We start from the raw sequence: 19,268 nt of genomic DNA, 5'->3' as shown, positions 1-19,268 counted from the left end.
CAACCGATTTCCGCCAAGGAGCTGCCCATGGCCACACCCAGCAAAGCATTCGCCATTGCCCACGACCCACTGGTGGACGCCGACAAGGCCCACTACATGCACGGCTACCATGTGTTCGACGAGCACCGCGAGCAAGGTGCGCTGAACATCGTCGCAGGTGAGGGCGCCTATATTCGCGATACCCACGGCAACCGTTTTCTCGATGCGGTCGGCGGCATGTGGTGCACCAACATCGGCCTGGGCCGTGAAGAGATGGCCCTGGCCATTGCCGACCAGGTGCGCAAGCTGGCCTACTCCAACCCGTTCTCCGACATGGCCAATGACGTCGCCATCGCGCTGTGCCAGAAACTCGCGCAACTGGCGCCAGGTGACCTCGACCACGTGTTTCTCACCACCGGTGGCTCTACCGCCGTCGATACCGCCTACCGGCTGATTCAGTACTACCAGAACTGCCGGGGCAAGCCGCACAAGAAGCACGTGATCGCGCGCTACAACGCCTATCACGGCTCCACCACCCTGACCATGGCGATTGGTAACAAGGCTGCCGACCGCGTGCCAGAGTTCGATTACGCCCATGACTTGATCCACCATGTCTCCAACCCCAACCCGTACCGTGCCCCGGACGACATGGACGAGGCCGAGTTCCTCGACTTCCTGGTGGCCGAGTTCGAGGACAAGATCCTCTCCCTGGGCGCCGACAACGTGGCGGCGTTCTTCGCCGAGCCGATCATGGGCTCGGGCGGGGTGATCATCCCGCCCAAGGGCTACTTCGAGCGCATGTGGCAGGTGTGCCAGACCTACGACATCCTGTTCGTCGCCGACGAGGTGGTGACCTCGTTCGGTCGCCTGGGCACCTTCTTCGCCAGCGAGGAACTGTTCGGTGTCACGCCAGACATCATCACCACCGCCAAAGGCCTGACCTCGGCCTACCTGCCGCTGGGCGCGTGCATCTTCTCCGAGCGGATCTGGCAGGTGATCGCCGAGCCGGGCAAGGGCCGCTGCTTCACCCACGGGTTCACCTACAGCGGGCACCCGGTGTGCTGCACGGCGGCATTGAAGAACATCGAAATCATCGAACGCGAGCAGTTGCTGGCGCACGTCAAGGACGTGGGCAGCTACCTGGAGCAACGGCTGCAAACCTTGCGCGACCTGCCTTTGGTGGGGGATGTGCGTTGCCTGAAACTGATGGCCTGTGTCGAGTTCGTTGCCGATAAAGCCAGCAAGGCGCTGTTCCCTGATGCGGTCAACATCGGTGAGCGCATCCACAGCAAAGCCCAGGCCAAGGGGCTGCTGGTGCGGCCGATCATGCACCTGAACGTGATGTCGCCGCCGTTGATCATCACGCATGCGCAAGTCGACGAGATCGTCGAAACCCTGCGCCAGTGCATCATCGAAACGGCGCGCGAACTGACCGCGCAAGGGCTGTACCAAGGGCGATGAGCCTGGCGCAAAGGGCTGTGCGTGGGCGTGCCTGGCAGGCTAGACTGCCGGGCATGACCCAGGCCACTTCCGACACTCCGCTCACCCTCTCGCTGGGGGCGCTGCAGCACTGGCATGCAGCGCTGCAGCGTGCGCTCGCCCACTGTGAATCAGGCGATGCCCTGAGCTACGTGGCGGCTGCGATCAGCCAACTGGTGCAGGTCGAGTCGATGATGATCAGCCTCGAATGCCAGGGGCGTGCACCGCGCCTGCTGTACAAGCAGGGCATCCCCGAGGTGCATCGTGATGCGGTGCTCGAGCGTTACTTCAGCGCGGGCTACCTGCTCGATCCCTTTTGCCTGGCCGTGCAGAGTGGCTTGGCCGAAGGGTTCTATCACTTGCAGGAAATCGCCCCGGACAACTTCTTCGACAGCGACTACTACAAGGCCTACTACCTGGGCACCGGCTGCAGTGAAGACAGTTACTACATCGTCGACCTCAGCGAGGGCCGCAAGCTTTCGTTCAGCTTGTTTCAGGGGTGCAGTGGCACGCGTTTGAGCAGCGGGCAGATCGACCTGTTGCGGGCGGTCGAGCCCATGGTGCGCGAGCTGCTGGTGCGTTATGCCCGCTACAACCTTGAACCTGCCACGGCCTCGGCCGAACGGGGCAGCGTACAGGCAGCGTTCGAGAGTTTTGGCTGCCAGGTGCTTACGGATCGTGAGCGTGAAGTGGCGCACATGATCTTGCGCGGGCACTCGGTGAAGTCCACGGCGGTGGAGTTGGGGATCTCGCCGGAGACCGTGCGCATGCACCGCAAGAATTTGTACCTGAAGCTTGAGATCAATTCACAGTCGGAGCTGTTTGCGCGGTTTATCGACTGGTTGCGCCAGGGTGCCGTCGAGCACACCCTGGCGTTGTAGGCGCGGCCCTGGGCGTCAGGCCTCGATCAGGGCAGTGATGGCCCGGCCGACCTCCTGGGTGGACTTGTGCCCGCCCATGTCGCGGGTGGTATTGCCTGCGGCGATAACCTGCTCGATGGCCTTGAGGATCTCATCGTGAGCGGCGCGGTAGCGCGGGTCGGCACCGTCGTTGCCGAGGAATTCGAGCATCAGCGCTCCGGACCAGATCATCGCGATCGGGTTGGCGATGTTCTTGCCGAAGATGTCCGGCGCCGAGCCGTGTACCGGTTCGAACAGGGACGGGAACTTGCGTTCGGGGTTGAGGTTGGCCGAAGGGGCGATGCCGATGGTGCCTGCGCAGGCCGGGCCGAGGTCGGAAAGGATGTCGCCGAACAGGTTAGAGGCCACGACCACGTCGAAGCGGTCCGGTTGCAGCACGAAGCGGGCGCAGAGGATATCAATGTGCTGCTTGTCCCAGCTGATTTCCGGATAATTGGCAGCCATGGCTGCGGTGCGTTCGTCCCAGTACGGCATGCTCACGGCCATGCCGTTGGACTTGGTGGCCGAGGTGACGTGCTTGCGCGCGCGGGTTTGTGCCACGTCGAAGGCGTATTTGAGGATGCGGTCGACCCCACGGCGGGTGAACACCGATTCTTGCAGCACAATCTCGTTTTCGGTGCCTTCGAACATGCGCCCGCCCATGGACGAGTACTCGCCTTCGGTGTTCTCGCGGATCACCACGAAGTCGATGTCGCCGGGTGCGCGGCCGGCCAGCGGGCACGGCACGCCCGGGAACAGGCGCACCGGGCGAATGTTCACGTACTGGTCGAAGTCGCGGCGGAACTTGAGCAGCGAGCCCCACAGCGAGATGTGGTCCGGGACCTTGTCGGGCCAGCCGACTGCGCCGAAGTACAGGGCGTCGAAGCCTTTGAGCTGCTCGAACCAGTCGTCCGGCATCATCTTGCCGTGGGCCAGGTAGTAATCGCAGCTGGCCCACTCGAAGAACTCGAAGCTGATGGCCAGGCCGTGCTTGCGAGCAGCAGCCTCGACCACGCGAATGCCTTCGGGGAGCACTTCGGTGCCGATGCCGTCACCGGGGATGGCTGCGATTCTGAATGTCTTGGTCATGGGGCGCACTCGTTGGCTAGGGAACAGGTGCGAGCCATGCTATAAGGCCTTCAATCGGAGATAATCCAGCCTTTCATGGATTCTTGGAACACGAAACGTGAATAATCTGCCCAACCTCGATGACCTCAATATCTTTCTGCAGGTGGCCAAGCGCGCCAGCTTTGCCGCCGTGGCCGACGAACTGGGCATGTCGGCGGCGTACATCAGCAAACGCATTCGCGTGCTCGAGCAAAACCTGGAGGTGCGTTTGCTGCACCGCACCACGCGGCGGGTGACGATCAGCGAAGAGGGTGAGCGGGTGTACCAGTGGGCGCTGCAGATTTTCGATGCGGTGCAGCGCATGGGCGATGACATCAGTGCCCAGCACCGCGAACCGGCAGGGCAACTGCGCATCGCCAGCAGCTTGGGCCTGGGGCGCAGGTTCGTGGCCCCGGCCTTGTCGGAACTGGCCGAGCGCTACCCGCGTCTGGATATTCGGCTGGATGTGCATGACCGCCTGGTGGACCTGATCGAGGAGGGGGTCGACCTGGACATCCGCGTGGGCAATACCATCGCGCCCAATCTGATCGCCAAGTTGCTGGCCAAGAACCGGCGAGTGCTCTGTGCTTCACCTGCGTACCTGGCGCGGCAAGGCACACCGAAAGTGCTGGCCGACCTGGGCAGCCATGACTGCTTGGTGATCAAGGAGCGCGACCACCCGTTTGGTATCTGGCAGCTCGTGGGCCCTGATGGCGAAGAGAGCGTGCGGGTGACCGGGGGCTTGTCGAGCAACCACGGCGAGGTGGCCCACCAGTGGTGCCTGGACGGGCGTGGGATATTGCTGCGTTCCTGGTGGGATGTGCACGACAGCCTGCAGGATGGGCGCTTGGTGCAAGTCCTGAGTGACTATCACCAGCCTGCCGATATCTGGGCCGTGTACACCTCGCCGCTGGCCAGTTCGGCCAAGGTGCGGGTGGCGGTGGATTTCTTCCGGCAGTATTTTGCCGAGCGGTATAGGTTGCCAGGGTAGCCGGGCTTTCGTGTTGTGGCGCCTATGCGATCGAGCGCCGCACGCGCGGCGCTTCGCAGCACAAGGCTGCTCCTACAGTTGTTTCGCAACGCCTGTACCAGCGCGCGCGACCGCCTCAGGAATAATTGGCCCGAAAAAATGTAGGAGCAGCCTTGTGCTGCGAAGCGCCGCGCGTGCGGCGCCCGATCTCATAAAAGCCCCAAAAACCAAGTCAGGCAACCAACGCCTACCTCACCGGTATCCGGCTAACCGCCTTGATTTCCCGCAGGGCCAGGCTCGACTGGATCGACGCTATGCCAGGTTGCCGCCGCAACACGTCTTCGACGAAACGGCCATAGCTTTCCAGGTCGGTCGCCAGCACCGTCAATACGTAATCAGCCTCACCCGTGACCTTGTGGCAGGACAATACCTGCGGCAATTTCAGAATCACCTGCTCGAAGTCGTCAGGTGCTTCGGCCGAATGGTTGCCGAAGCGCACCTGGGCGAAGGCCATGACGTCATAACCCAGTTTCTTGCGGTCCAGGTTGGCCTGGTAGTCCTTGATCAGGCCCAGCTCCTCCAGGCGTTTGCGCCTGCGCCAGCAGGGCGTCACGGTCATCGACAGGCGCTCGCCCAAGGCGGCGCTGGACAAGGTGCCGTCCTCCTGCAGCAGGCGCAGCAGTTCGCGGTCTACTTCGTCCAGTTCTTCGTAAGCAAAGGCTTTGCTCATTATGGGGCTACCGGGTGAATGTTTCGCTCAAGCATCCGGTTTGGCTGAGCATAAAGCAAAGCATTTTCAGCGGTCTGTCGCGAAAATTGGTTATCCGATACCACCTTGAAAAAGGACATTCGCGTGCTGACAGTCTTTAGCAACAAACACCGCTTGCACCATGGCTCCGAGCTCAAGGACGGGGCCATCACGCCGTCATTCGAGAACCCTCAGCGTGCCGATACCGTGCTGGCGCGTGTGCAGTCCACAGGCCTGGGCGATGTCATCGCCGAGCAATCGTTCGACCGTGCCTGCTATGTCGCGGCGCACAGCGAGCGCTATGTAAGCTTTCTGGAAAATGCCTGGGCAGAATGGACCGCCACCGGCAAGACCCATGATGCGCTGCCGCTGGTATGGCCGGTGCGCGACCTGGCTATCGACCGGGAGCCGGGCTTCATCGATGGCAAACTGGGCTTCTACGCCATGGACGCCGGCGCGCCGATTACCGGCGGCACCTGGGAAGCCGTGCGCAGCAGTGCCAACGTGGCACTGACCGGCATGCAGCGTGTAATCGATGGCGCGCCCAGTGCCTTCGCCCTGTGCCGTCCCCCAGGGCACCATGCTGCCCGCGAATACATGGGCGGCTATTGCTACCTCAACAATGCCGCCATTGCCGCCGAACGCTGCCTGAGCCAGGGTGCACGGCGCGTGGCCGTGCTGGACGTGGATTTCCACCACGGCAACGGCACGCAGAACATTTTCTATGACCGCCCCGATGTGTTTTTCGCCTCGATCCACGGTGATCCGCATGTGTCCTACCCGTACTTCTCCGGCTATGCCCACGAACAGGGCGCGGGGGCCGGCGAGGGCTTCAATGCCAACTACCCGCTGGGCAAAGGCACCCTCTGGGCGCAGTACCGGTTGGCGTTGCAGGACGCGCTCAAGCGCGTTGTCGCGCACCAGCCGGACTTTCTTGTCGTGTCGCTTGGCGTCGATACCTTCGAGGACGACCCGATCAGCCACTTCAAGCTCACCAGCGAAGACTTCCTGCGCCTAGGCGCCGAGATCGCACGCATAGGCATCCCGACGCTGTTCGTGATGGAGGGCGGCTACATGGTCGATGAAATCGGCATCAATGCCGTGAACACGCTGCAAGGGTTCGAAGGCGCGGTTCGATAGCACACCGCGGCAAGGCCCTGCGCGGGCCTTGTTCGAAAGCCCTGATACCCACAATAAAAAGAGGTCGCTCATGCAAGACATGTCCGCAAGCCTTGATCAAAGCAAACCTACAGACTCAGCCCAAGACGGGCACCTCAAACGCACGCTGGAAAACCGCCATATCCAGCTGATCTCCATTGGTGGCGCCATCGGCACCGGCTTGTTCATGGGCTCGGGCAAGGTCATCGCGCTGTCCGGTACCTCCATTCTGCTGGTCTACGCGATCCTCGGTTTTTTCGTGTTCTTCGTCATGCGTGCCATGGGCGAGCTGCTGCTTTCTGACCTGCGTTTCAAATCGTTCGCCGACATCGTCGCCCACTACCTGGGCCCGCGCGCCGGCTTCGTGCTGAGCTGGTCCTACTGGCTGAGCTGGAGCGTGGCGGTGGTCGGCGACGTGGTGGTCGTGGCGGGGTTCTTCCAGTACTGGTATGCGGATGTGCCCGCGTGGATACCGGCGTTCTTCACCCTGTTCGTGCTGCTTGGGCTGAACATGTTGGCGGTGCGGATCTTCGGCGAAGTGGAGTTCTGGTTCGGGATCATCAAGATCGTGGCCATCGTCACGCTGATCATCACCGCAGCGGTGATGATCGCCACTGCCTATGTGTCACCCAATGGCGTGGTGGCCTCGCTGTCCAACGTGGTGGCGCCCGGCGCGGTGCTGCCCCATGGCATCAGTGGGTTTTTCGCAGGCTTCCAGATTGCCGTGTTTTCCTTCGCTGGCACCGAGCTGATCGGTACCACCGCCGCCGAGGCAAAGAACCCGCACCGTTCGCTGCCCAAGGCCATCAACACCATTCCTTTACGCATCCTGCTGTTCTACATCCTGGCGCTGGTGTGCATCATTAGCGTGGTCTCGTGGGCAGAAGTGCCGGCCAACCGCAGCCCCTTCGTCGAGCTGTTCCTGTTGGCCGGCTTTCCCGCCGCTGCCGGCATGCTCAACTTCGTGGTGCTGACGTCGGCGGCATCCTCTGCCAACAGCGGCGTCTATTCCGGCTGCCGAATGCTGTTTGGCCTGGCCGAGCGGCGTAATGCACCCGCCATCTTTGCCAGGCTTTCGGCCCTCAGCGTGCCGGTGCACAGTTTGCTGTTTTCGGCGATGTGCATGCTGGCCGGGTTGGCCCTGCTGTTTATCATCCCCGAGGTGATGACGGTGTTCACGCTGATTTCGACCATCTCGGCGATTCTGGTGATCTTCACCTGGTCGATGATCCTCGCCGCGTACATCGCCTACCGCAAGCACAACCCGGCCGCGCACCAGGCGTCGAAGTTCAAGCTGCCGGGTGGCGTGCCGATGGCCGTCACCTCGCTGGGCTTCCTCGGCTTCGTGCTTTTGCTTCTGGCCCTTGAGCCGGATACGCGGATGGCCCTGTGCGTGATGCCGTTGTGGTTTGTCTTTCTGCTTGTGGCTTATCGTCGGCGCAAGGCCTAACGCCCCTTGGCCAGGTAGGCGGCATATTCGTCATCCGGCACCATGCTGCCACCGGTGCCCCACACCAAGTGGGTGGCGTTGGCCATGTGCTGCGCCTTCAGCCCCATGCGCGCCAGGTACTGCGTTGCTTGCAGTACCTGCACCATGCCAGGCATGCCAGCCAGCGCCGAGGGCTCGAGGCGTACCTGCTCCAGGTCATGGGCCAGCACCAGCAATTGGTACAGCCGCTCGTCCGTGACCGTGTAGTAGCCATCGAGCAGGCGCTGCATGGCCTTGCCGACAAAGCCGGAAGGGCGGCCTACCGCCAGGCCATCGGCTGCGGTGGCGTTGTCGATGCCGAAGTCCTGCACGCTGGTTTCGTCATGCAGCCCGGTGTACACGCCAAGGAACATGCAGGGCGAATGGGTGGGTTCGGCGAAGACGCAGTGCACGTGATCACCAAACAGCAGCTTCAAGCCGAACGCCACCCCGCCAGGCCCGCCACCCACGCCGCAGGGCAGGTAGACGAACAGCGGGTGCTCGGCATCGACCTTGATGCCGGCGGCCTTGAACTGGCCCTGCAAGCGTTCGGCAGCCACGGCATAACCGAGGAACAGGTGAGGCGAGTTTTCATCATCGACGAAGTAGCAAGTAGGGTCCGCTGCTGCTTGCTGGCGGCCTTGTTCCACCGCAACGCTGTAGTCGGAGGGGTATTCGATCACGCTCACGCCGTTGGCGCGCAGCTTGTCCTTTTTCCACTGCCGCGCATCTGACGACATGTGCACCGTGGCCTGGAAACCCAGCCGCGCGCTCATGATGCCGATCGACAGCCCGAGGTTGCCGGTCGAGCCAACCGCTACCTTGTACTGGCTGAAAAATTGCCGGGCGTCATCGCTGGCCAGTACTCGGTAATCGCTGTCCAGGGTGATCAGCCCGGCCGCCAGGGCCAAGTCTTCGGCATGCTTGAGCACTTCGTGGATGCCGCCGCGGGCCTTGATCGAGCCGGAAATCGGCAGCTCGCTGTCGGCCTTGAGCCACAGCGCACCGCCTTGGGCAAGACCAGCCTCTTGCAGCAAGGTGTGCTGCAGGGCAGGCAGCGGGCGAATCGGCGACTCGATGATGCCGCCAGACGCGGCGGTGTCGGGGAACACCTCGGCCAGGTACGGTGCAAACCGCTGCAGCCGGGCACTGGCTGCGCTGACGTCGGTGGCAGTGAGGCCGACGTCGCCCAGGGCTTGTGCGGTGGGCACGATGCCAGGGTTGAACCAGCAGGTTTCGCGCAGCGCGACCAAGTCCTCGACCCGCGGGTGAGAGGCGTACCAAGCGTCTAGCGTTTTGCCGTGAATCATGCGTTGTTCCTGTGCTGGTGGGGATTGCCAGGGGGCTGCTGGCTCTTGTAAGAGTGGCCGTGCCGGGGCGCCGGACCGGTCGGAAAGGGCTCCAAGCTTGGCCAGTTAATGTAAATCACGGTGGTGTTGGTGCTCCCACTGGTCGCTCTCGATGTGACAGCGCAGCCCATCACGTCGCCTGTTGTGCAATCAACGCCAGGCACCGTTGCACGATCGGGCTCACATCGCCCTTGCGACGGCTTAGGATGATCGGGCTGACGGCGCTGGTGTCCAGCAAGCTGACATACTCGATATCCGTGCGGTGCTGCTGTTGCACCGACGCCGGCACCAGGGTCACGCCGAGCCCGACGGCCACCAGGCCGATGGCCGTTTGCAGTTCGTTGGCCCACTGGCTGATCTTCAGGGTCATGCCGTGGTGGGCGAACAGGGCCAGCACATGGTCGGCATAGCTGGGCCTGGGGTTGGCCGGGTACAGAATGAACGGCTCCTTGGCCAGTTGCGCGAGGGTCAGTGGGGTGCCTGCCATCGGGTGGCCCTTGGGCAATACCGCGACCAAGGGGTCTTCGCACAGCACCTGCTGGAGGATGGCCGAGTCATCGATACGAATACGGCCGAAGGCGATGTCGATGCGGCCACTCTTGAGTGCCTCGACCTGCTGCAGCGTGGTCATTTCGCTCAACCCCAGTTCCAGCTCGTTGTCCTGGCGCAGTTCGCGGATCAGCGCTGGCAGCACGGTGTACAAGGTCGAGGGAGCAAAACCGATGCCCAGCCACTGGCGTTGCCCGTGGCCGATACGGCGGGTGTTGTCGCTGATGTTTTCCAGTTGCTGGAGCAGGGTGCAGGTCTGTTCATAGAAGAACCGCCCGGCTTCGGTCAGGCGCAGCGGGCGCTCACGCAGCACCAGCAGCGTGCCGAGCTGCTCCTCGAGCTGGCTGATCTGCCGGCTTAGCGGCGGCTGGGCGATATGCAGCAGCTCAGCGGCACGGGTGAAGTTCAGCGTTTCGGCCAGCACCTTGAAGTAGCGAAGGTGGCGCAGTTCCATCAGACCTCCAGGGTATGGTGGGAGATTCATTTGATATTGGACGGGTATCAGGGTCTCGCGCAATGCTTGATCAATCAAGTAAGTGCAACTATCGGGTCTGCCATCTGCGGTCCGATCTGACGGGACCTGGCAACAATGACAAACACCCTGATTGAACGTATAGATGCAATTATCGTCGACCTGCCGACCATTCGCCCGCACAAGCTGGCCATGCACACTATGCAGCAGCAAACCCTGGTGGTATTGCGCGTGCGTTGCAGCGACGGCGTCGAAGGTATCGGCGAGGCAACCACCATCGGTGGCCTGACCTACGGCTACGAAAGCCCCGAGGGCATCAAGGCCAATATCGACGCACACTTGGCACCGGCGCTGATCGGCCTGCCGGCTGACAACATCAACGCCGCCATGCTCAAGCTGGACAAGCTGGCCAAGGGCAACACCTTTGCTAAGTCGGGGCTCGAAAGCGCCTTGCTCGATGCCCAGGGCAAGCGCCTGGGCCTGCCGGTCAGCGAACTGCTGGGCGGCCGAGTACGCGACAGCCTGGAAGTGGCCTGGACGCTGGCCAGCGGCGATACCGCCCGTGATATCGCCGAAGCCCAGCACATGCTGGAGATCCGTCGCCACCGTGTGTTCAAGCTGAAGATCGGCGCCAACCCGGTGGAGCAGGACCTCAAGCACGTGGTGGCGATCAAGCGCGAGCTGGGTGACAGCGCCAGCGTGCGGGTCGACGTCAACCAGTACTGGGACGAGTCCCAGGCCCTGCGCGCCTGCCAGGTGCTCGGCGACAACGGTATTGACCTCATCGAACAGCCCATTTCGCGGATCAACCGCGGCGGCCAGGTGCGTCTCAACCAGCGCAGCCCAGCGCCGATCATGGCCGACGAATCGATCGAAAGCGTCGAAGACGCCTTCAGCCTGGCCGCCGACGGTGCGGCCAGCATCTTCGCTCTGAAAATCGCCAAGAACGGCGGCCCACGTGCAGTGCTGCGCACAGCGCAAATCGCCGAAGCGGCCGGTATCGCCCTGTACGGCGGGACCATGCTTGAAGGCTCGATCGGCACCCTGGCTTCGGCCCACGCGTTCCTCACCTTGCGCCAGCTGACCTGGGGCACCGAGCTGTTCGGGCCGCTGCTGCTGACCGAAGAGATCGTCAACGAGCCGCCGCAGTACCACGACTTCCAGCTGCACATTCCACGCACGCCAGGCCTTGGCCTGACCCTGGACGAGCAGCGCCTGGCGCGCTTCGCCCGCCGCTGAACTGTACATTCAACGCCTTAAGGAGAACCCGCATGCTGTTCCACGTGAAGATGACCGTGAAACTGCCGGTCGACATGGACCCGGCCAAGGCCGCCAAGCTCAAGGCCGATGAAAAGGAACTGGCCCAGCGCCTTCAACAAGAAGGTACCTGGCGCCACCTGTGGCGCATTGCCGGGCACTACGCCAACTACAGCGTGTTCGATGTGGCAAGCGTCGAGGCCCTGCACGACACCCTGATGCAACTGCCGCTGTTCCCGTACATGGAGATCGAGGTGGACGGCTTGTGCCGCCACCCGTCGTCGATCCACAGTGACGACCGCTGATTCGTCCCTGACTACCTGACAAGAACAAGATGAGGTAAGCAAAATGACCGTGAAAATTTCCCACACTGCCGAGATCCAGTCGTTTTTCGAAGAAGTCGCAGGCCTTGGGCACGCCGAGGGTAACCCGCGTTTCAAGCAGATCATCCTGCGCGTGCTGCAGGACACTGCCCGTCTGATCGAAGACCTGGAAGTGAGCGAGGACGAGTTCTGGCATGCCGTCGACTACCTCAACCGCCTGGGCGGCCGTAACGAGGCGGGCCTGCTGGCAGCGGGCCTGGGGATCGAGCACTTCATCGACCTGCTGCAAGACGCCAAGGATGCCGAAGCGGGCCTGACCGGCGGTACCCCGCGCACCATTGAAGGCCCGCTGTACGTTGCAGGCGCGCCGCTTAGCCAAGGCGAAGCACGCATGGACGATGGCACCGACCCCGGCGTAGTGATGTTCCTTCAAGGCCAGGTATTCGGCGCCGACGGCAAGCCGCTGGCAGGCGCTACCGTCGATCTCTGGCACGCCAACACCCAGGGCACCTATTCGTACTTCGATTCGACCCAGTCCGAGTACAACCTGCGCCGACGCATCATGACTGACGCAGAGGGCCGCTACCGCGCCCGCTCCATCGTGCCGTCCGGTTATGGTTGCGACCCGCAGGGGCCAACTCAGGAGTGCCTGGACTTGCTTGGCCGCCACGGCCAGCGCCCGGCGCACGTGCACTTCTTCATCTCCGCGCCGGGGCATCGCCACCTGACCACGCAGATCAACTTCGCCGGTGACCAATACCTGTGGGATGACTTTGCCTATGCCACCCGTGATGGTCTGATCGGTGACCTGCGCTTTGTCGAGGATGCGGCGGCGGCGCATGATCGGGGTGTGCAAGGGGAGCGTTTCGCCGAGTTGGCCTTCGACTTCACGTTGCAGGCTGCGCAGGCGCCTGAGGCCGAAACCCGCAGCCATCGCCCGCGTGCGTTGCAAGACGGCTAAAGCTCAACCTTTGTAGGAGCAGCCTTGTGCTGCGAAGAGGCCGGTGAAAACACAGTAAATCTCCGCTGCTGTCACCGGCCTCTTCGCAGCGTAAGGCTGCTCCCCCACACGCCAGCCTCCACAGGTTTCACCGTTTATGCCTGGGCCTTTCCGTGCGGGGAGGGTCCGGGCTTTTTTGTGTGCCACATGTGGTGTGGGAAAAGAAAGTGTTGTCTTGCGTTTGGAGGTGGCGCTGGGCTGACGCTCAACCCGTGTAGGAGCAGCCTTGTGCTGCGAAGAGGCCGGTGAAAACACAGTAAATCTACGCTGCTGTCACCGGCCTCTTCGCAGCGCAAGGCTGCTCCACGCCAGCCTCCACAGGTTTCACGTTTTATGCCTGGGCCTTTCCGTGCGGGGAGGGTCCGGGCTTTTTTGTGTGCCACATGTGGTGTGGGAAAAGAAAGTGTTGTCTTGCGTTTGAAGGTGGCGCTCGGCTGACGCTCAACCCGTGTAGGAGCAGCCTTGTGCTGTGAAGAGGCCGGTGAAAACACAGTAAATCTCCGCTGCTGTCACCGGCCTCTTCGCAGCGCAAGGCTGCTCCTCCACACGCCAGCCTCCACAGTATTCACCGTTTATGCCTGGGCCTTTCCGTGCGGGGAGGGTCTGGGCTTTTTTGCGTTTACACGGAATATTGGGGGAGTGGGCTGCTATGTGCTTGTCGGCAGACAGGGTGAAGGCGGCCAGGTGCTTGCCTTAGGCTTGGAGGTGGGGCGGATAACGAGCGCCGCGCGGGCGGCGCTCGATCTGATAGGCGCTGAAAATGCCGAGCCTGCCACCCAGTGCCCCCGACTACAATCGGGTCATGCTGGCCTATGTGGCCAACACTTCAGGCCGCGACGGGGTGCTCACGCTGCATGCTGTGGCGGAAGCACTTGCAGCCTTTAGCCAGCAACACGATGGCCAGCAACGACGCGACGAAGCTGACAATCGACATCGAAGAACCGACCGCAGCCGGTACGCCGAAGTAGCGGTCGGTGATCAGCGCCACCAGCGTGGTGCCCAAGCCCAGGCCCAGCAGGTTACTGATCAGCAGGAACACCGCCGATACCTGCGCACGCACCTGGTTCGGCGAGAGGATCTGTATGGCCGCAGTGGACGCCGGCATGGGGAACGAGGCGAAGAACATGGCCGGTACCAGCAGGGTCACCGACAGCCACAGTTGGTCCACCTGCGAATACAGCACGGCCGGCACGATCATGCCCAGCGCGCCGATGACCCCGGTACGCATGGCCGCATCGCTGCGGCCGCGCTTGGCAAGGTGGTCGGTCAGCCAACCGCCGAACACCACGCCCGTGGTGTTGGCCAGCAGCAGGATGGTGCCGAGCATGAAGCCGGCTTGCTCGGGGCTCATGCCGAACTTGCGGATGTACAGCGCCGGTGTCCAGCTCATCATGCAGAACAGCGCCATGGCATAGAACGAGAAGCCCAGGTAGTGGCAGCTGAACGTGGCCCGGTGACGGCCGATGAAGCGCAGGCCGTCGGTGAGCTTCACCTTGCGCACATTACCGTCGGCGTCCAACTGCGCGCCCTTGCGCTCGGGGTTGCGCACGGTCAGCCAGATCAGCAGGCCCACGAGCACCCCAGGCAGGCCGACGATGAAGAACGCCAGTTGCCAGGCCTTCATGGCGCCAAGGAAGGCCACCTCGATGGTCTGTGCGTCCTTGAGCAAGGTGATCACGTAGCCGCCGACCAGAAAGGCAATGCCGCCACCGACGAACGAGCCGATGGAGTAGATGCCCACTGCACGGCCGAGCTTTTCCTTCGGGAACAGGTCGCTGAACATCGAGTAGGCCGAAGGCGACAGGGCCGCTTCGCCGACGCCCACGCCGATACGGGCAAGGAACATCTGCGTGAAGTTCTTGCTCAGGCCGCAAGCGGCGGTGGCGAAGCTCCAGAAAATCACCCCGACCGCGATGATGCGTGGCCGCGAAAAGCGGTCGGCCAGGTAGGCGATGGGCATGCCCATGAAGGCGTAGAACAGCGAAAACGCCAGGCCGTGCAGCAGGCTGAACTGGGTGTCGCTCAGCTGCAGGTCGGCTTTTATCGGCTCGATCATCAGGGCCAGAATCTGCCGGTCAACGAACGAGAAGATGTAGGCCACCATGCACAGGATGACCACATACCATTCGTACACGTAACGTTTTTGGGTGTGCTTGAGGTGTTGCGCTTCGGTCAGGGTATTCATGCTTGCAAGTTCCTGAGGGGACAGCCCTGATGGGGACAGCCTGATGGCCCCTTCGCAGCCCAAGGCCGCTCCTGCGAAGGGGCTGAACACGCGGTCAGTTATTGTCTGCAGAGGCTTGTGGCTTGATGGAAATCACCGCCAGGGTGGTGATCGCGCCCATCACCACGAGCATCACCGACACCGGCCAGGCATCCTTGTAAATGCTGAACAGCGCCGTTGCCGCCAGTGGCGCCAGGCCGCCGGAGAAGATCGAGGCGATCTCGTGCCCCATCGCCAGCCCCGAATAGCGCACCTTGGCCGGGAACAGCTCACCCATCAGCGCCGGCTGGGTGCCGATCATCGCGCCGTGACAGAAGGCCATGCCCAGCAACGCCGCCAGGTACACCCACACCGGTGAGTGGGTATCGAGCATCCAGAAGAACGGGAACGCCAGCACCATCAAACCGACCGAGCCGATGGCATACACCACCCGCCGGCCAATGATGTCCGACAGCCAACCCCAGAACACGATGGTGCCGGCCTCGACGATCATCGCCACCATCACGCTGGCCAGCACCAGTTGCGTATCCAGGCCGGTGAACTTGGCGTAGGCGATGGTGAAGGCGAGGAACAGGTAGGCGCTGCCGTTTTCGGCAATGCGGATACCCATGGCCTGCAGCAGGGCCTTGGGGTGGTTGCGCAGCACTTCCATGGCCGGCATGTGCTCGGGCTTGTCCTGCTGGGCCTGTTCCTCGACGAAGGCTTTGCTCTCTGGCAGGCGACGGCGGATGTACACCCCTACGCCAAAGATCAGGATGCTGGCCAAAAATGGCACCCGCCAGCCCCAGCTCATCATGTCTTCGACGGGCAGCATCTGCACCAGGTAGAACGCAGCGGCAGACAGTACGAACCCGCCGGAAACACCCAGCTGGCTCCAGGCCGCATAGAAGCCGACGCGGTCCTTGGGTGCGTTCTCGCTCAGCAGCAGCACGCCGCCGCCCCATTCGCCGCCCGAGGCAACGCCTTGCAGCACGCGCAGGATCACCAGGCAGGCGGGGGCCAGGTAGCCGACCTGTTCGAAGGTTGGCAGCAGGCCCATGGCGAAGGTTGCCGCACCCATGATCGCCAGGGTCATCACCAAGGCCTTCTTGCGCCCGGCCTTGTCGCCGATATGGCCAAAGATCAGGCCACCCAGCGGGCGTGCCAGAAAGCCCACGGCGAAACCGGCAAACGAGGCCATGGTGCCAAGCACCGGGTCGGTGCCGGCGGGGAAGAACAGCGGGGCGAAAATCAGTGCTGCGGCCGTGCCGTAGAGGAAGAAGTCATACCATTCCAGGGCATTGCCCAGGACCGAGGCGATGACAATGCGGCGCATGGTGCGCGGGTCGGTATCGCGGGTGATGCTGGTGTTCAGGTTACTCATGAGCCATCTCCATGCGGGCCGGTCACCAGAACTTCCAGGTGTAGGAAGTGATCAGGCGATACTCGTTGTAGTCGTTGCCGTACTGCTGTTGGGTACGCATGTTCTTCAGGTCGAAGGCCAGGTCCTTGAGCGGGCCGCTCTGGATCACGTAGCTGAGCATGATGTCGCGCTCGCTTTCCTGGTCCCTTGCAAGGCCCGGGCCGCGGTCGATGTCGGTGCCTTTGATGTAGCGGGTGAACAGCTTCAGCCCGGGCAGGCCCATGGCGGCGAAGTTGTAGCCATAACGCACCGACCAGCTGCGTTCATCCGGGCGAATGAACGGCAGGCCCGCCCAGTTCGGCAGCCACAGCTGCGGCACGTAGCCGTTCAACGTCGGGAACACGGTATCGCCGGTCATGCGCTGGTAGCTCAGGCCCAGCATGTGCCCGCTTTTTTCCAGGGTGACCAGGCCGAAGTAGGCGCGGTTGTCCACGGCGCCGCTGCGTGCGGCACCGTCTTCACGGTTGTTGAAGTACCCCACGTCGGTTTTCAACTGGTAGCCGTCGGCGAACTTCAGGGCGTGCTTGATGCCGCCGTAGTCCTGCTTGTAGATGTCGTTGAGCACACCATGGAAGTAACTGGCTTGCAGGTCTGGGGTCAGGGCGTAGGTGGCGCCGGCGAAGTCCAGGCCATCACTGTCCAGGTCGTCGCGGGTGCCGAAGCGGTAGAGGCGCTCATGGTTGGACGACTCGCGGGTGACGATGGACCAGAAGCGCCCGCCAACCAGGGTCAGGTTGTCGATGTCGCGTGATTCGATCACCGCGCCCTGGTAAATGGTGTCGAGCTGCCGGCTGGGGTCGTTGGAGGCGACGGGGTAGAAAGGTTTCTGATCGCCGATCAGTACCCTGGTATTGGCGTACTTGACCTTCAGGGTCGCACCGCCGCGGCTGTAGTCGTCGGCGGCCTGCTGGCGGTGCTTGCTGAAGGGCAGCGAGCCATCGTTGCCGGTGGAGTCCAGGCGCACGGCGTATTGGCCGTTGAGGTCGAGACCGAGCGCCACGGGGGTATCGGTGTAACCGGATTCGAACTGCAGGTCGAAGCCCTGCGACCAGTTGCCGACCTTGGACACCGGCGCGCTGGGGTTGGTGAAGTTACGGTTCAGGTAGAGGTTTCTGAAATTGAGCGAGAGGTGGCTGTCATCCACCACATCGGCCAAGCACGTCAGGGGTAATGCGGCGCCCACACACAAGCAAAACGGTTTCGCACGCAACGGCCATTTGAGTTCCATGGGGTAATCCTGGAAGTGTGATCAGTACAAGTCCTGGGCAGTCGAGCAACTGGGCAGAAGGGCTGCAGGTCTTGCGCCCGCTTGTCTGTCACGTATTGTTTTTGTTTTTGTTTTTCAGATATCCAGCACCAGGCGCTTGCCGCGCGCCCGGGAACAGCACAGTACGATCTGCTCGTTGGTGTGTTTCTCCTCTTCGGTCAGGTAGTGGTCACGGTGGTCGGGTTCGCCTTCGAGCACGTCGCACAGGCAGGTGCCGCACACACCTTGCTCGCAGGACACCTCGACCTTGATCCCGATACTGCGCAGGGCGGCGGTCAGGGGCTGGCCTTCCTGCACCTGCACGGTCTTGCCGCTGCGTGCGGCGACCACTTCGAAACTGCCGCCCGAGGTGTCGACCTCGGCCTGGAAGTACTCGTGGTGGATGTGTGTGTCGTCGTAGCCTTGCTGGCGCGCCCCCGCGATCACCCAATCCATGAAGCCCGCTGGGCCGCAGGTGTACAGGTGCACGCCAGGCATGGCGGGGCCCAGCACCTGGGCCAGGTCCAGGTGCTGCTCAGGGCCTTCATCGCTGAAGTGGGTGAACACGCTGGCCGCGAACGGTGCGCCGAGCAGTTCGTCGACGAACGCGCAGCGGCTGCGTGAGCGGCCGCGGTAATGCAGCTCGAACGGCTTACCTTGGGCATGCAGGGCATGGGCCATGGCGATCATCGGGGTGATGCCGATGCCACCGCCCAGCAAGATCGAGCGCGTGGCGTCGCTGGCCAGTGGGAACAGGTTGCGCGGCGCGCTGATGCGCATTGGCGTGCCGGGCTGCAGCTGCTCGTGCACCGCCACCGAGCCGCCACGGGACTGGCTGTCCTTGAGCACGCCCAGGCGGTAGACATTGGCATGCGCGGGGTCGCCGCACAGCGAATACTGCCGCACCAGGTCGGGCGCCAGGTGCAGGTCGACGTGGGCGCCTGCCGCAAAGCGCGGCAGGGCCTGGCCGTCGACCGCGGCCAGCTCCAGTACGACCACGTCGCCGCCTTGCACTTCGCGGGCTTGCACGATCACATCGAGCAGTTGTTCGCTCATGGTCGTGGCCCTAGAGGATGTAGCCGATACCGGCGAGGGTATCGTCACTGTTGATCAGGCTGATCACCTTGCGGTGGATCTTGAAGCTGCCTTGCGCCCGCACCAGGGTGTAGGTCAGGTCGGCGCTGTAGTGCTTGAGGCTCTCTTTGCGGAACTCGCGCACGTTCTGTGCGCAGCGCACGGTCACGTTGACGCCGTCGTCGCCCAGCACCCGGAAGCGCGAAATCGTGCGCACGGTGCGTGGTTGCGGGCTGGTGGAAATCGACTCGCCGCCGATCAACCGCTGCACGCGCAGGCCACGCATGTGGTGGTCGTCGTAGGCGTAGTTGAGGGTGTTTTCGTAGTCACTCTCGCGCGGGTCGATGGGAATGATGTACGTGCCTTTTTCGGTCCATTGGCCGAGCCAGGTGTCGTACTCGCCGTGGTCGAGCATGTCGCCTTCCTGCCAGATGAAGGCGGTGACTTCTTGCAGCAATTGCAGGTTCATAGGGTTCTCCACGCTCACGCCGACATCATCTTTTTCCACTGCTGGTACGCCGCGCGCATGCCGGTTTCGGCACTCACGTCGGACACCAGCCCGTC

General features: G+C 62.8%; 17 protein-coding genes. 8 read left to right on the top strand and 9 right to left on the bottom strand.

What is annotated here, in order from left to right:
• The first annotated feature begins 27 nt into the window (after nt 1-27).
• Together QOS90_RS14765 and QOS90_RS14760 are read left to right on the top strand one after the other, a co-directional pair.
• The gene (locus QOS90_RS14765; RefSeq protein WP_027593663.1) at nt 28-1,440 is read left to right on the top strand and encodes an aminotransferase; all 1,413 of its coding nucleotides are present in this window, start codon (nt 28-30) and stop codon (nt 1,438-1,440) included.
• Nucleotides 1,437-2,339, top strand: coding sequence for a helix-turn-helix domain-containing protein (locus QOS90_RS14760; RefSeq protein WP_027593662.1), 903 nt, complete (start codon nt 1,437-1,439; stop codon nt 2,337-2,339). The genes QOS90_RS14765 and QOS90_RS14760 overlap by 4 nt, the downstream gene beginning before the upstream one ends.
• A gap of 15 nt (nt 2,340-2,354) precedes the next feature.
• Here QOS90_RS14760 and QOS90_RS14755 read toward each other — a convergent pair whose 3' ends face one another.
• Nucleotides 2,355-3,446 carry a tartrate dehydrogenase gene (locus QOS90_RS14755; RefSeq protein WP_027593661.1) on the bottom strand — a complete coding sequence of 364 codons (1,092 nt, stop codon included), beginning with the start codon at nt 3,444-3,446 and terminating at the stop codon, nt 2,355-2,357.
• Nucleotides 3,447-3,543: 97 nt separating this feature from the next.
• Here QOS90_RS14755 and QOS90_RS14750 point away from each other — a divergent pair, with 97 nt between their 5' ends.
• A complete protein-coding gene (locus QOS90_RS14750; RefSeq protein WP_085273344.1) occupies nt 3,544-4,455 on the top strand; it encodes a LysR substrate-binding domain-containing protein in 912 nt (303 codons plus the stop codon).
• A 226-nt stretch (nt 4,456-4,681) separates the two neighbouring features.
• Here the strand turns inward: QOS90_RS14750 and QOS90_RS14745 are convergent, their stop codons facing one another.
• Nucleotides 4,682-5,164 (bottom strand): Lrp/AsnC family transcriptional regulator, encoded by a 483-nt coding sequence (locus tag QOS90_RS14745; protein WP_027593659.1) that lies wholly within the window; start codon nt 5,162-5,164, stop codon nt 4,682-4,684.
• Between the two features lie 123 nt (nt 5,165-5,287).
• Here QOS90_RS14745 and QOS90_RS14740 point away from each other — a divergent pair, with 123 nt between their 5' ends.
• Together QOS90_RS14740 and QOS90_RS14735 are read left to right on the top strand one after the other, a co-directional pair.
• Entirely contained in the window at nt 5,288-6,322 is a 1,035-nt protein-coding gene (locus QOS90_RS14740; protein WP_085273345.1) for a histone deacetylase family protein, read from the top strand.
• A 70-nt stretch (nt 6,323-6,392) separates the two neighbouring features.
• Nucleotides 6,393-7,790: an amino acid permease gene (locus QOS90_RS14735; RefSeq protein WP_085273346.1), complete on the top strand. Its 1,398-nt coding sequence runs from the start codon at nt 6,393-6,395 to the stop codon at nt 7,788-7,790.
• Here the strand turns inward: QOS90_RS14735 and dsdA are convergent.
• Together dsdA and QOS90_RS14725 are read right to left on the bottom strand one after the other, a co-directional pair.
• Nucleotides 7,787-9,118 (bottom strand): D-serine ammonia-lyase, encoded by a 1,332-nt coding sequence (gene dsdA, locus QOS90_RS14730; RefSeq protein ID WP_085273347.1) that lies wholly within the window; start codon nt 9,116-9,118, stop codon nt 7,787-7,789. The genes QOS90_RS14735 and dsdA overlap by 4 nt on opposite strands.
• Nucleotides 9,119-9,287: 169 nt before the next feature.
• Complete coding sequence (locus QOS90_RS14725; RefSeq protein WP_085273348.1) at nt 9,288-10,160, bottom strand: LysR family transcriptional regulator; 873 nt, start codon at nt 10,158-10,160, stop codon at nt 9,288-9,290.
• A gap of 135 nt (nt 10,161-10,295) precedes the next feature.
• Here QOS90_RS14725 and QOS90_RS14720 point away from each other — a divergent pair, with 135 nt between their 5' ends.
• The 3 genes from QOS90_RS14720 to catA are packed head-to-tail and all read left to right on the top strand — an operon-like array spanning nt 10,296 to nt 12,719.
• Entirely contained in the window at nt 10,296-11,417 is a 1,122-nt protein-coding gene (locus tag QOS90_RS14720; RefSeq protein WP_085273349.1) for a muconate cycloisomerase family protein, read from the top strand.
• Between the two features lie 32 nt (nt 11,418-11,449).
• On the top strand, nt 11,450-11,740 hold the full coding sequence (catC, locus tag QOS90_RS14715) for a muconolactone Delta-isomerase (protein ID WP_027593653.1): 291 nt from the start codon (nt 11,450-11,452) through the stop codon (nt 11,738-11,740).
• A 43-nt stretch (nt 11,741-11,783) separates the two neighbouring features.
• Entirely contained in the window at nt 11,784-12,719 is a 936-nt protein-coding gene (catA, locus tag QOS90_RS14710) for a catechol 1,2-dioxygenase (protein ID WP_027593652.1), read from the top strand.
• Nucleotides 12,720-13,584: 865 nt separating this feature from the next.
• On the opposite strand, the gene QOS90_RS14705 is transcribed toward catA, so the two are convergent.
• From QOS90_RS14705 to QOS90_RS14685, 5 genes are all read right to left on the bottom strand, one after another.
• Nucleotides 13,585-14,943: a spinster family MFS transporter gene (locus QOS90_RS14705; protein ID WP_085273350.1), complete on the bottom strand. Its 1,359-nt coding sequence runs from the start codon at nt 14,941-14,943 to the stop codon at nt 13,585-13,587.
• Between the two features lie 94 nt (nt 14,944-15,037).
• Nucleotides 15,038-16,345: an MFS transporter gene (locus QOS90_RS14700; RefSeq protein ID WP_085273351.1), complete on the bottom strand. Its 1,308-nt coding sequence runs from the start codon at nt 16,343-16,345 to the stop codon at nt 15,038-15,040.
• 22 nt (nt 16,346-16,367) lie between these two features.
• Complete coding sequence (locus QOS90_RS14695) at nt 16,368-17,612, bottom strand: OprD family porin (protein WP_027593649.1); 1,245 nt, start codon at nt 17,610-17,612, stop codon at nt 16,368-16,370.
• Between the two features lie 114 nt (nt 17,613-17,726).
• Nucleotides 17,727-18,686, bottom strand: coding sequence for a PDR/VanB family oxidoreductase (locus tag QOS90_RS14690; protein WP_027593648.1), 960 nt, complete (start codon nt 18,684-18,686; stop codon nt 17,727-17,729).
• Nucleotides 18,687-18,696: 10 nt separating this feature from the next.
• Entirely contained in the window at nt 18,697-19,173 is a 477-nt protein-coding gene (locus tag QOS90_RS14685) for an aromatic-ring-hydroxylating dioxygenase subunit beta (RefSeq protein WP_027593647.1), read from the bottom strand.
• Between the last annotated feature and the right edge of the window lie 95 nt (nt 19,174-19,268).

It is taken from the genome of Pseudomonas sp. LAIL14HWK12:I10, from assembly GCF_900184205.1.
Taxonomy (GTDB): Bacteria; Pseudomonadota; Gammaproteobacteria; order Pseudomonadales; family Pseudomonadaceae; genus Aquipseudomonas; species Aquipseudomonas kermanshahensis.
Note: the sequence above shows the minus strand (reverse complement) of the source record. Positions and strands in the feature narration are given on the sequence as shown.